The organism is Bacillus sp. N13C7 (assembly GCF_026790065.1).
Lineage (GTDB): Bacteria > Bacillota > Bacilli > Bacillales > Bacillaceae > Bacillus.
On sequence record NZ_JALAMO010000005.1, the window covers coordinates 230,654 to 243,188 of the forward strand.

The 12,535-nt window shown below is 43.0% G+C and carries 13 protein-coding genes; 1 reads left to right on the forward strand and 12 read right to left on the reverse strand.

Going from position 1 to position 12,535, the window contains the following annotated elements; genetic code table 11:
* Positions 1-90: 90 nt before the first annotated feature.
* The 5 genes from glnA to spoVK form a co-directional block, all read right to left on the reverse strand.
* Positions 91-1,425, reverse strand: coding sequence for a type I glutamate--ammonia ligase (gene glnA / locus MOB98_RS06020; protein WP_268360836.1), 1,335 nt, complete (start codon positions 1,423-1,425; stop codon positions 91-93).
* 57 nt (positions 1,426-1,482) lie between these two features.
* Entirely contained in the window at positions 1,483-1,890 is a 408-nt protein-coding gene (gene glnR, locus MOB98_RS06025; RefSeq protein ID WP_003238341.1) for a transcriptional repressor GlnR, read from the reverse strand.
* 109 nt (positions 1,891-1,999) lie between these two features.
* Complete coding sequence (locus tag MOB98_RS06030) at positions 2,000-3,265, reverse strand: aminotransferase class I/II-fold pyridoxal phosphate-dependent enzyme (protein WP_268360834.1); 1,266 nt, start codon at positions 3,263-3,265, stop codon at positions 2,000-2,002.
* 17 nt (positions 3,266-3,282) lie between these two features.
* Entirely contained in the window at positions 3,283-4,545 is a 1,263-nt protein-coding gene (gene hflX / locus MOB98_RS06035; RefSeq protein WP_268360832.1) for a GTPase HflX, read from the reverse strand.
* 132 nt (positions 4,546-4,677) lie between these two features.
* Positions 4,678-5,646 (reverse strand): stage V sporulation protein K, encoded by a 969-nt coding sequence (spoVK, locus tag MOB98_RS06040; RefSeq protein ID WP_268360830.1) that lies wholly within the window; start codon positions 5,644-5,646, stop codon positions 4,678-4,680.
* 738 nt (positions 5,647-6,384) lie between these two features.
* Between spoVK and cwlC the strand changes: the two genes are divergently transcribed.
* On the forward strand, positions 6,385-7,152 hold the full coding sequence (gene cwlC, locus MOB98_RS06045; protein ID WP_268360829.1) for a sporulation-specific N-acetylmuramoyl-L-alanine amidase: 768 nt from the start codon (positions 6,385-6,387) through the stop codon (positions 7,150-7,152).
* A gap of 63 nt (positions 7,153-7,215) precedes the next feature.
* On the opposite strand, the gene MOB98_RS06050 is transcribed toward cwlC, so the two are convergent.
* The 7 genes from MOB98_RS06050 to hfq all read right to left on the reverse strand — a co-directional run bounded on the left by MOB98_RS06050 (position 7,216) and on the right by hfq (position 12,521).
* Positions 7,216-7,836, reverse strand: a complete 621-nt coding sequence (locus tag MOB98_RS06050; protein WP_268360827.1) for a hypothetical protein — start codon at positions 7,834-7,836, stop codon at positions 7,216-7,218.
* Between the two features lie 68 nt (positions 7,837-7,904).
* Positions 7,905-8,894: a class 1b ribonucleoside-diphosphate reductase subunit beta gene (nrdF, locus tag MOB98_RS06055; RefSeq protein ID WP_071576906.1), complete on the reverse strand. Its 990-nt coding sequence runs from the start codon at positions 8,892-8,894 to the stop codon at positions 7,905-7,907.
* A 17-nt stretch (positions 8,895-8,911) separates the two neighbouring features.
* Positions 8,912-11,014 carry a class 1b ribonucleoside-diphosphate reductase subunit alpha gene (gene nrdE / locus MOB98_RS06060; RefSeq protein ID WP_268360825.1) on the reverse strand — a complete coding sequence of 701 codons (2,103 nt, stop codon included), beginning with the start codon at positions 11,012-11,014 and terminating at the stop codon, positions 8,912-8,914.
* Entirely contained in the window at positions 10,974-11,366 is a 393-nt protein-coding gene (gene nrdI, locus MOB98_RS06065; RefSeq protein ID WP_014476876.1) for a class Ib ribonucleoside-diphosphate reductase assembly flavoprotein NrdI, read from the reverse strand. Before nrdI ends, nrdE begins: the two co-directional genes overlap by 41 nt.
* 243 nt (positions 11,367-11,609) lie before the next feature.
* Positions 11,610-11,840 carry a hypothetical protein gene (locus tag MOB98_RS06070; protein WP_003238362.1) on the reverse strand — a complete coding sequence of 77 codons (231 nt, stop codon included), beginning with the start codon at positions 11,838-11,840 and terminating at the stop codon, positions 11,610-11,612.
* 81 nt (positions 11,841-11,921) lie between these two features.
* On the reverse strand, positions 11,922-12,197 hold the full coding sequence (locus MOB98_RS06075) for a YmzC family protein (RefSeq protein WP_268360823.1): 276 nt from the start codon (positions 12,195-12,197) through the stop codon (positions 11,922-11,924).
* 102 nt (positions 12,198-12,299) lie between these two features.
* Positions 12,300-12,521 (reverse strand): RNA chaperone Hfq, encoded by a 222-nt coding sequence (gene hfq / locus MOB98_RS06080; protein WP_003221097.1) that lies wholly within the window; start codon positions 12,519-12,521, stop codon positions 12,300-12,302.
* Between the last annotated feature and the right edge of the window lie 14 nt (positions 12,522-12,535).

Sequence of the window (12,535 nt, forward strand, 5' to 3'; positions counted from 1 at the left end):
TGTGGGTGGTCTATGATTTATATTAAGTTATTAAAATTGTTAAATAATCAAAAAATCCCCTGACACCAATAGTGCCAAGGGATTGAGAGATTAATACTGAGACATATATTGTTCGCGCTCCCAAGGATGAACTTGTGTGCGGAACATATCCCATTCGATTTCTTTTGCTTCGATGAAGTGTTCGAATAGGTGCTCGCCCAGCGCTTTGACCATGACTTCGTTAGATTTGAATTCTTCTAGCGCTTCTGCAAGTGTTGCTGGAAGGTCAACGATTCCGTTTTCCATGCGCTCTTCTTTGCTCATCACATAGATGTTGCGGTCGATTGGAGCTGGCGCTTCTAGTTTGTTTTTGATTCCGTCTAAGCCTGCAGCAAGCAATACGCTAAGTGCAAGGTACGGGTTAGCAGCCGGATCTACGCTGCGTACTTCAACACGAGTGCTGATGCCGCGGGAAGCCGGAATACGGATAAGCGGGCTTCTGTTTTGCGCGCTCCATGCTACATAACATGGTGCTTCATAGCCAGGAACAAGACGTTTGTATGAGTTTACTGTCGGGTTTGTTACTGCTGTAAAGCTTGTTGCGTGCTTCACGATACCTGCAATGAAGTGTTTCGCTGTTTCACTTAATTGAAGATCTGCCTTTTCGTCATAGAATGCGTTAACGCCATTTTTGAAGAGTGATAGATTGCAGTGCATACCGGAACCGTTCACACCGAACAATGGTTTTGGCATAAATGTCGCATGCAGACCGTGTTTACGGGCAATTGTTTTAACAACTAGTTTAAACGTTTGGATGTCGTCACAAGAGCGAACAGCACCAGCATATTTAAAGTCGATTTCGTGCTGGCCAGGTGCTACTTCGTGGTGAGACGCTTCGATTTCAAAGCCCATCTCTTCAAGCTCAAGTACGATATCGCGGCGGCAGTTTTCTCCCAAGTCAGTCGGGGCTAAGTCGAAATATCCGCCTTTGTCGTTTAGTTCAAGCGTCGGCTCGCCTTTTTCGTCTAATTTGAATAAGAAGAATTCAGGCTCAGGCCCGAGGTTGAAATCGCTGAAGCCGAGGTCTTCCATTTCTTTCAGAATCCGTTTCAAGTTGTTTCGCGGGTCACCTTCGAAAGGTGTGCCATCCGGATTGTAGATATCACAGATGAAACGTGCTACTTTACCTTTTTCAGCCGTCCATGGGAAGATAACAAATGTATTTAGATCTGGATACAGGTACATGTCTGACTCTTCGATACGAACGAACCCTTCAATAGAAGAACCGTCAAACATGACTTTATTATCAAGCGCTTTTTCAAGCTGGCTTACAGGAATTTCAACATTCTTGATTGTTCCAAGAATGTCAGTAAATTGAAGGCGGATATACTTGACGTTTTCTTCTTTTACTAATTTTACGATATCTTCTCTAGTGTACTTTGCCATTTCGTAAAACTCCTCCTCTAAAAGGTAAATGTATATAGCAAAACAGTTGCTAACGGATTAATGAAAGAAGCGGGACATGTCGCCTTGACGGAATGTATTCCCTCTTTGAAAACGGCCGGCTTGCATGAGCTCGTTTTTCAGGAGCTGTCTCAGCTCGTCATCGGACAAATCATGTTTCATTGGTTTTTTCGTCTTTTCGTTTTGTTTTTGCTCCGGCTCGGCTTCCGCTTTCGCCAGAATCTGTTTAATTCCTGCCATGTTTACACCTTGTTCTATCAGGTGCTTGATTTCTAACAGTTTATCTACATCATGGAAAGAAAATAATCGTCTATTCCCTTCGCTTCTAGCTGGAAATATCAGTCCATTTTCCTCATAATATCGAATTTGCCTTGCTGATAACTCAGTTAACTGCATGACAATTCCTATTGGAAATAAAGGCATTGAGCGGCGAATATTATCACTCATCTCAATTTCCTCCTTTTCTTAACTTAGTTTCATTATAGGTGATGTTATATTTTGTGTCAATAAGATGTAAGGATTCTTAACATGAAATTCAGTGAAATTTTTAAAAAATTTAAATTAATTTCTTTTTCATAAGTGAATCCACTGCACTGCATAACGCATTCTTCACATGCGAATAGGTTAATCCTCCCTGAACATACGCTACATACGGCGGACGGATAGGGCCGTCTGCTGATAATTCAATGCTTGCCCCTTGTATAAATGTGCCTGCCGCCATAATGACATCATCTTCGTATCCCGGCATGTAGGCCGGATACGGCGTCACGTGGGCATTGATCGGCGATGCATATTGAATTGCCTGACAAAAGGCAATCATCTTTTCTCTGTCAGAAAACTCAACGGATTGTATCAAATCTGTTCTTTTCGCATCCCATTTCGGGTTTGAAGTGAAGCCCAGTTTTTCAAGGAATCTTGCGGTAAACACCGCTCCCTTTAAGCTTTGTGACACCACGTGAGGCGCCAAAAAGAAGCCCTGGTACATTTCTTGGAGCGAGTAAAGAGATGCTCCTGCTTCTCTGCCGATCCCAGGTGACGTCATACGGTATGAACAAGCTTCAATCCATTTCGCTTTTCCGACGAGATAGCCTCCTGTTTTCGCAAGACCGCCGCCGGGATTCTTAATGAGAGATCCCGCCATCAGATCGGCTCCGACATGGCAAGGCTCAAGTTCTTCCACAAATTCACCGTAGCAGTTGTCCACAAAAACGATAAGATTCTCATTAATTTCTTTAACAAAGCGGATCATTTCTTTTATTTCACTAATTAAGAAAGACGGGCGATTCGCATATCCTTTTGAGCGCTGAATGCCGATTACTTTCGTCTTCGAATTGATCGCAGCGGCGACTGCATCATAGTCTATTTTTCCGTCTTCTGTCAGATCAACCGCATTGTAGCCGATTTGAAAATCCTTTAACGATCCAGCATTTTCCCCGCCTCTGACGCCTACAATTTCTTCGAGCGTATCATATGGTTTGCCCGTGATATAAAGAAGCTCGTCCCCCGGTCTGAGAACGCCGAACAAAGCAATCGAGATGGCATGGGTGCCTGAGATAATTTGCGGCCTTACGAGCCCCGCTTCTCCGCCAAACACATCCGCATAAATGCTTTCAAGCGTGTCTCTCCCGATATCATCATAGCCGTATCCTGTAGACGGCGTGAAATGCATGTCGCTAACTTTGTGTTTTCTATAGCTTTGAAGCACCCTCCATTCATTGCGCTCACTGATTTCTTCTATTTGTTTATGAACGCCGGCAATGTCCGCTTCCACTTCCATTGCCGTTTTTTTCAATAATTCTCCGTGTGTTAATGTGTCAAACATGTCTTTGAATTTCCTTCCTACATATACTTCTTTAATTCACCGATGATGTTTTGCTCTTCTTGTACATAACCTGATATGTCGTACCGTTCATTTTCTTCATTAAAATAGAAGCGGTCAACCATCGTTTCCGATTTGATTCTTGAAAGGAGCTTGCCTTCACTTGCCGGCACATGCGCTTCAAACGACGTTAACAGCTCTTGGCGCAAATAGCGTTGAATCGCTTCTTTAAACATTTCAGCGTCTTCCTCAAATTTTGCACTGACCATAATGTGGTCCCTTCCGGCGGACGGAATAAAATCAGGCAGCCTTTGATCCCGCTTATTGTAAGCCGTCAGCATCGGGATGTCGTCGGCCTCAAGCTCCTCAAGCAACCGAAGCACTGTTTTTTCGTGTCCCGGGTAATCCTCATTTGAGGAATCAATCAAATGCAGGATCAAATCCGCCTCTTTGACTTCCTCAAGCGTTGACCGGAATGCAGCAATCAATGTCGTCGGAAGATCCTGAATAAAACCTACTGTATCTGACAGAAGCACACTGTAGCCGCTTGGGAGGACCATTTTTCTGGTCATCGGGTCCAACGTGGCAAACAGGAGGTCTTCCTCATAGCTGTCAGCACTTGTCAGGCGGTTGAACCATGTTGATTTCCCCGCGTTTGTATATCCGACAAGCGCAATTTGAAGCACACCGTTTTTCTTTCTTCTTTCACGGTATCGGCTTCTATGGCAAATAACAGTTGAAAGCTGTGTGTTGATTTCGTGAATGCGATTTCTGATATGGCGGCGGTCGGTTTCCAGTTTCGTTTCCCCGGGACCTCTCGCCCCAATTCCTCCGCCTTGCCGGGAGAGATTGATTCCTTGTCCCGTCAGGCGCGGAAGTGCATATTGCAGCTGCGCCAGTTCAATTTGAAGCTTGCCTTCTCTCGTTCTCGCCCGCTTTGCAAAAATATCTAATATCAATTGCGTGCGGTCAATCATCTTCACTTCAATTGCTGTTGCCAATGACTTCAGCTGACTTGGCGACAGTTCATCATTAAAGATGAGGAGATCAGCTTCAAGCTCTTCCACCAGTGCCTTCAGCTCTTCTACCTTTCCTTTTCCTATATATGTAGCTGCGTCAGCCCTGTTCCTTTTTTGTGTGACGCTGGTCAATACTTTTCCGTCTGCTGTTTTTGTCAGAGAGGCAAGCTCTTCCATAGAATTTTCAAAATGCTCATCCGTGATATGCGGCAGCTGACATCCGACTAAAATAGCTTTTTCCTGAATCGTTTCTTGTTCGTTCAAATGGATGTTCCTTTCTTTTGCATATTGGGCAGTAGTATTATCATACCAAACCCTGCATGTGTATACCACAAATCGATTGCTTTGAACAGCAAGAAATACAGCAAAAAACAGACCTCTCAGTTTTTGAGAGGTCTATGCAGAGCCGGATACTTCTTCTTTAATGGAAAGATCTTGACTTTTAATGGTCATCAAGTCGCTTTTTAAGTATTGGTCGCCCATTAAAAGCCTCATGGCTTGCGCTCTGATCGATTTTTCGATCACATTCCTGACAAAACGGCCATTGCTGAACTTAATGGGACTTGTCGTACTTTTCACTGTCATTAAGTAATCTTTTAATTTCCATTCCGCTTCTTGACTGAGCTGGTATTCTCTTTCAGCGATCATTCGTTTGGCAATCTCCATGAGCTGGGTCACAGAATAATCCGGAAAGTCTATGGAGATGGGAAATCTTGATTGGAGACCGGGATTTAATGAGAGAAAATGATCCATTTCCCGCGAATATCCGGCGAGAATTAAAATAAATTCATGCTGTTTGTCTTCCATATGCTTTACAAGTGTATCGATAGCTTCTTTCCCAAAGTCTTTTTCGCCGCCTCTTGCCAGCGAGTAGGCTTCGTCTATAAACAAAATGCCGCCTAATGACTTTTTGATTAAATCTCTCGTCTTTTGGGCGGTGTGGCCGATATATTCCCCGACCAGATCAGCCCGCTCCGCTTCTATGAGGTGGCCTTTTGACAGGACATTCATTTCAAAGAACAGCTTGCCGATCAGCCGTGCAACCGTCGTTTTTCCTGTTCCCGGATTTCCTTTAAACATCATGTGCAGCGCTTGCTTCCCCACCTTTAAACCTTGCTCCGCGCGTTTTTGGTTCACAAAAATCCAAGCGTATATTTCCTTGATGTTACGCTTCATTTCCTCCATTCCAACCAGTGCACTCATCTCTTTTTCTATTTCCTTCAAAATGCTGTGCTTCGCTTCGTTTTTTTGCAAAGCGGCCTGATACTCCGCTTCTGCCTCAGCATTTGTCAGCACTTGCTTCTGCCCGTTCAGAATAATGTTGATCTGTCCGTTGTTTTTATAAGTCACAGCACGCTCCAACATTTTCACCTCTCTGTTCTCTCTATATGATATTCAAGCGGATGCCTTTTGTGACAAACGCCTATCATGTGTCGAAACAATTGCTTTTTTCGGGAACGGTCAGGAATCTTGCGCTTTCCCGAGAAATACTTTATTTCTTATTGTATTCACGGACATGGGATGGACAAACCAAGAGATTTTATTTTTAACAATTTGTTTAGAACATTAGCATTGAATATGGTAATATTTCTTTGATATATCCACCTCTTACTTTATATCAGAAGCAACGATATGAAATATTCTTTCTATCACCTTGCTGGACACTTCGCTCAAAAAAAGCCCGCAGCGGAAAATACCGCCTAAGCCGTGTTCTTTGTTCGTAAGGCGTGCCACTTTCAGTTTCAACACCCAACCCGGGGCCAGAATACGAATCGATTAGTTGATTCGGTGTAGATCTAAGAGACCAACTTTTTCTTCTACTGATAATGATTCGTCGCTTTAATGAAATGCTTGCTCCTCGAAACACAAGCCTAAAACCAGACAGAATCAGTGCAAGATACCCCGAATCCGCAATACCCAAAATAAATGACATATTCATATTTTTTAATCCAATGGGATCTGCTGTCACTTCATGTTGAATTGTGCGCTTTCCCGAGAAATAATTTCCGCATATGTAAGGGTTATTTCCTCATTTTTCAGACGGATGATAATCGTACAAGCAGAAGCCGTGTTTTTTCATATCCTGTAATGAGGTGATGAAGAATGGTTAAGATTTTTATTGATCCTGGCCATGGCGGGTCTGATCCAGGCGCAACAGGAAATGGCCTTCAAGAAAAAACGTTAACCCTGCAAATCGCTTTAGCGTTACGTACGATATTGACAAATGAGTATGAAGGGGTTTCTTTACTGCTAAGCCGGACAAGCGACCAATATGTCAGCTTAAGTGACCGGACAAATGCTGCAAATAACTGGGGAGCAGATTACTTTTTATCCATTCACATTAATTCCGGGGGCGGCACAGGTTTTGAAAGCTATATATACCCGGGCGTGGGGGCACCGACAACGACTTATCAAACAGCGATTCACTCTAAAGTGATACAAGCTGTCGACTTTGCCGACCGCGGTAAAAAAACAGCAAACTTCCACGTCCTAAGGGAGTCGGCAATGCCTGCCCTATTGACCGAGAACGGATTCATTGATACCGTCGCTGATGCAAATAAGCTTAAAACAAGCAGCTTTATTCAAAGCTTAGCGAGAGGCCATGCAAACGGGCTGGAGCAAGCCTTCAACCTAAAAAAAACGTCCAGTTCAGGGTTATATAAGGTTCAAATCGGCGCATTTAAAGTCAAAGCGAATGCGGACTCACTTGCAAGCAGCGCCGAAGCTAAAGGTTTTGACACCATTGTCATCTTAAAGGATGGCTTATACAAAGTACAGATCGGCGCATTTACATCCAAAGACAATGCAGACGCTCTTGCTGCCAGAGCGGAGAATGCCGGCTTTGACGCTATTGTCATTCTAGAGTCTTAATCGAGACGCGGACAAGCGCCTCATAAAAAACCCGGCTCCTCCATCATGAGAAACCGGGTTTTTTTATTTAAGAATATCAACAACAAACTTTGACCATGTTTCCAGACGGTTATAGATATCGTCCTGTTTTAATTCAGAGACTTTCATCCATTTTCCTGCAATTTGTTCTTTCTCCTTCACTTCCACTTGAGCGCCAGGCTTCAACTGAAGCGCAGAAAGAATTCCAATATGCACCTTGCCGACACTGTTTTCATCATCATTGATCAATCCAAGTGTGACAATCGCCTGTTTATCTTTTTCATTTATTTGCAGTTCTTCCTCAAGCTCACGGTCCGTGTTCAGCTTTAAGACTTCAGCGAATGAGGCTGCTCCATCAATAGCATTCATATGGCCTCCAAAGCCGAGAGAAAGCTTATTGTGCAGACGTGATTCTCCGCCGCCAGCCAGCCGCTCGTAAAGAAAAACTTCATCTTCGCGCTTAATGACGACATAAGGAATTGGCTGCTTGAAACGCGGATCTTCCTCTGCATCTCCCCTTCTCATTTCACGATAGGCTGCTTCGATCTGGGCCATGATTTCTGCCACTCTGCTATCTTCACTGTTTACGCCCTGGAAGGTTAAGCTTTCGTTCTTAAACACGTTGTCGCGCGGGGCGACCAAAATCATTTCGTCCATTTTTCCCATGATTACTGCGTCCTCCTCGTCCTCCTCGTCCTCCTCATTTGAACCTTTCAAGCCGAAAAGAGCAGATATTATATCTGCTCTTTTTCATCTTCAAAATAAAAGTCATCATCTTTGAGCGGCTCAACTGTCGCTTTTTTATAACCGTTCCCCTTCATAGAGAAGAAGTCATGTGATTTTGTTTTTGTATTTAAACCGTTTAAAACGATCGGATTAATATCTTCTTCTTCAAAGTATGGATCAAATCCTAGGTTCATCAGCGCTTTATTGGCATTATAGCGGATGAATTTCTTTACATCGTGTGAGAGTCCGACTTGATCGTACAGGTCCTCTGTATACTCAAGCTCATTTTCATATAACTCATTCAGAAGGTCGATCGCAAATTCGCGGAGCTCCGCTTTCTTCTCTTCTGTCTGCTTATTATAGATTTCCTGAGCAAGGAGGCCCACATAGACGCCGTGAATTGCTTCATCACGAAGGATCAGGTTGATGATTTCACCGCTTTGCATCAGTTTTCCTTGTCCGTAGAAATATAACGGATAATAGAAACCGCTGTAGAAGAGGAAGCTTTCAAGATAAACGGAAGCAACCATCGCCTTGAACAGTGAGATCTCGTCATCTTTTTGAATAGCTTTGTAAAGTCCGACGATGATTTGCGCTTTTTTCTGCAAATATTTGTTTTGTTTAACCCATTCGAATACTTCATTAATCGTTTCAGTCGGTGCCAGGGTCATGAAAATATTAGAGTATGACTTTGCATGGACAGCGTTCTCCATCATTGCCATAAAGTTCAGCACCGCTTTCCGCTGATGGCCGTCTACGTGTTCAGCCACGATCGGCATCCCCGTATTCCCCTGCTCTGTATCAAGAAGAGTAAGTCCGGCCAATACCTTCATATAAGTGTCCTGCTCGTTTTTTCCGAGATACTTCCATGTGAGGAGATCGCCGTTTAGAGCAATCTCTTCCGGAAGCCAGAACTGCTTCACGTTTTGGTTATAGAACATTTGGGTAAAATCGTCTTCATGCTTTGACCAGTTTGCTGCGTCATAAATTTTCGTCACTATAAACTCTCCTTTAATCAAACAACACAAGAAAGGCAGCTGTCTTGCCCAGTATCTTTCGTTCTTGCATAGTAAATGGTTTTAATTCCTCTGTGATGTGCATACAGATCGATTCGGTTTAAATCACGAGTCGTCATTGTGTCTTTTAAGAACAATGTGAAGCTGATTCCCTGATCAATGTGCTGCTGGATAGTCGCGATCATATCTACAACCTTGAACATGTCCATATCGTAAGCTTCTTTATAGAAGAACCAGTTATTAGATGCAAGCCCAGGCATTGGGTAGTACGTTTTTGAGTTGCCGTATGTTCTTTCTTCAATCCGTTCCATGATCGGCATGACGGACGCCGTGCTTGACTGAACGTATGAGATCGAGCCTGTCGGCGCAATGCATAATCTGTAGCTGTGATACATGCCGTGTTCAGCCACAAATGCTTTTAGCTGCTTCCAGTCCTCTGTCGTCGGGATATGCATGCCTTCAAACAGGTTGGCGATTTTTTCGTATTTCGGTGAGAAATCAGTTGAAACGTACTTGTCAAAGTATTCACCTGTTGCATAGGTCGATCCTTCATACTGATCAAACGTTTCGCCCTTCTCTTTTGCGATTTCCGCAGAACGCTGGATGGAGTAGAAGTTCACCATCATAAAGAACGTGTTTGCAAAGTCACGCGCTTCCGGACTTTCATACGCAATACCGTTTTGCGCGAGGTAGCCGTGAAGGTTCATAGCGCCGAGGCCGATTGATTTCATCGCTTTGTTTGCCCGTCTTACAGCAGGCGCATTGCGGATATCAGTCGTTTCAGACACGTGTGTTAAGGAGTCTGTCGCAAGCTTAACTGTCTTTTCGATTGATTTGTGTTCCATGACGTTGAGAATGTTAAGCGAACCCAGGTTGCAGGAAATATCCAAACCGATTTCATCTTCTTCATCATAGTCTGTGTATGAAGAAACCTGAGATGCCTGCAGCACTTCAGAGCAAAGGTTAGAAAATTTCACCTTGGAAATATGGTTATTCGCATGCACTTTATTCACGTTATCTTGGAACATGATGTATGGATAGCCTGATTCAGAACGAAGCATCGCCAGTTTTTCAAGCAATTTCCGCGGGTTGATTTTTTCCTTTTTCACCCGAGGGTTGTCGACAAATTTGTCGTACATTTCGTTCATGTCCATTTCATCCATGTGCTGGCCGTACTCTTTATAAATCGTGTGCGGATAAAATACGTAAGCCGCTTTGTCTTCACGTGCAAGCTCAACGAACTTGTCCGGAATGACAACACCGATAGATAGCGTTTTGACGCGCACATCTTCATCGGCAGAAATCTTCTTCGTATCGAGAAAATCATTGATATCGCGGTGGAAAATGTTTAAGTACGCCGCGCCAGATCCTTGTCTTTGTCCCATTTGGTCAGCGTAACGGAACGCATTATCTAGAAGCTTCATGACGCCTACAACGCCTTTTGTGGCATTTTCAACATCTTTAATGGCCTCACCTTTCGCGCGAAGCTTGGACAGGTTGAGAGAAACCCCGCCGCCCAGTTTAGAAAGCTGCATGGAAATATCAATCGCTCTTGAAATATCGTTTAATGAATCATTGACTTCGAGCAAGAAGCAGCTCACCAGCTCACCGCGGCGTTTTCTGCCCGCGTTCAAAAATGTCGGTGTGCTCGGCTGATATTCCTGATTGATCATCAGATTCACATATTCTTTTGCTTTCTCAGTGTCGCCGTTTGCGAAGAACAGCGCGACAATTGAGATCCGGTCCTCATATCGCTCGAGGATTTTTTTCTTGTCATTCGTTTTCAAAGCATAGTCATTATAGAATTTAAACGCACTCATGAAGGAAGGAAAACGAAACTTCTTAGCGTAAGCTGTCTTAAACACTGCTTTAATGTCTTCAAAAGAATAAAGGCTTAAGAATTCCTCTTCGTAGTATTGGTTTTTAATCAAATAATCCAGCTTCTCTTTTAAGTCGTGAAAGAAAACTGTGTTTTGATTGATATAGTCTACAAAATAGCTATGTACAGCCTCTTTATCCTTATCAAACTGGAATTTTCCATCTTTTTGGATCATGATTTCGTTATTTAACTGGATCCATTTTGGCACTTGATTTTGTGACAACTCTTTCTACCTCCTGAGTAAACAATTCAACGTCTTTAGATGTGCCGCTGAGTTCAAATTTGTGCAAGATCGGCACCTGATATTGTCTTGAAATGGTATCGGCGCTTTTTGCAAAGTTATCGCCCCATACTTTATTGCCGCTCGCAGCGACTCCTAATAAAAGATGGGCGTATTTTTCGAGAAATGATTGTGTTGATGCCGGTACCTGGCCGAAGTTTGTCGTGTAGGTGACCAAAACAAACGGAGTGTCCATGTGGTCAATTTCGTCCACCTTGCGTATCTGCTGAAAGCCTGTTTTATTCACAAACCGCTGAACATTCCCTGTTTTTGAATCAAATATGATTTGTACCACGTTTTATCACGACCTATCAAAAAATATGAATCTCTCATCACTAACACTATATATAGTATACTACCCTCTAGCAAAAACACAATATATAGATTTGTTTTTATGAAAAATTCATATTTTGATCAAATCAGGCAGATGGGCAGACCCATTAGGGCCCAAAAAAGAGAGCAGAACGAGAGTGATCTCTCGTCCTACTCGGGGTGTCGTTTTTAAGCCGATGTATATCATAACATGAAAAAAAACTGCTTAGTAGTCTAGATTTTTTTTTCTTAAGCTATCACAGCATTTTTCGCTCTCTACTGTTTCTTCTATTTCAACATCCGCACCGATCTCTTCTAAAACCGCCTTTAAAGCGCTGATAATTGACGCTTCCCTGATTAATTCTTTTCCGTTCACAATGATGCTTGTTCCATATTCATAGCAAGAATCATCTTCGCAAATTTCTTCCCAATGATTCACGATCACTTTATGCTTCATTTTTTCACCCTCTGTTTGATCTGTGTCTGTATTTAGTTTAGCGGGTAGCATCCGCTTTGTAAATTCGGATGCTTGTGAATTTTATTCAAGCTCATCATCCGTGTCGTATTCTTTCTTCAGCTTTACCTCATTGCTGGACTCATTATACTCATAAATTTTAATATAGCCGTCCTCCATAACCCCAAAATGATTATGTTCGAGCGGAAACGAACTTGGCTGAGGCGTTACATCCTCAGAATTGCCGCTGTCTGTTTCAATGATGGTTTCATGGTTCCCGCACGCCCCAAACAGCAAAAATACGGCTATCCACACAAGCGCTATCCTGATTCGTCTCAGTTCTGCTTCACTTTCAAACAAGACCCACCACCCCCTGATACAGATTTTTACAAGATATATATATTTAAGGCATATGTTGATCTCATAAAAAAAGACCGTGCCGAGGCACGGTCTTTTTTTGATCTATTCGAGTTCAAGCTGGACGTTTTTTTGCGGCGCAAACGTTGAGATCGCATGTTTATATATAAGCTGCTGCTTACCTTCCGATTCCAGCAATACGGTAAAGTTATCAAAGCCTTTGACCTGGCCCCGCAATTGGAAGCCATTCAGCAAAAAAACAGTGACATACGTATTTTCTTTCCGGATTTGATTCAAAAACTGATCCTGAATATTAATCGGTTTCATGTTTCGTCCTCCTT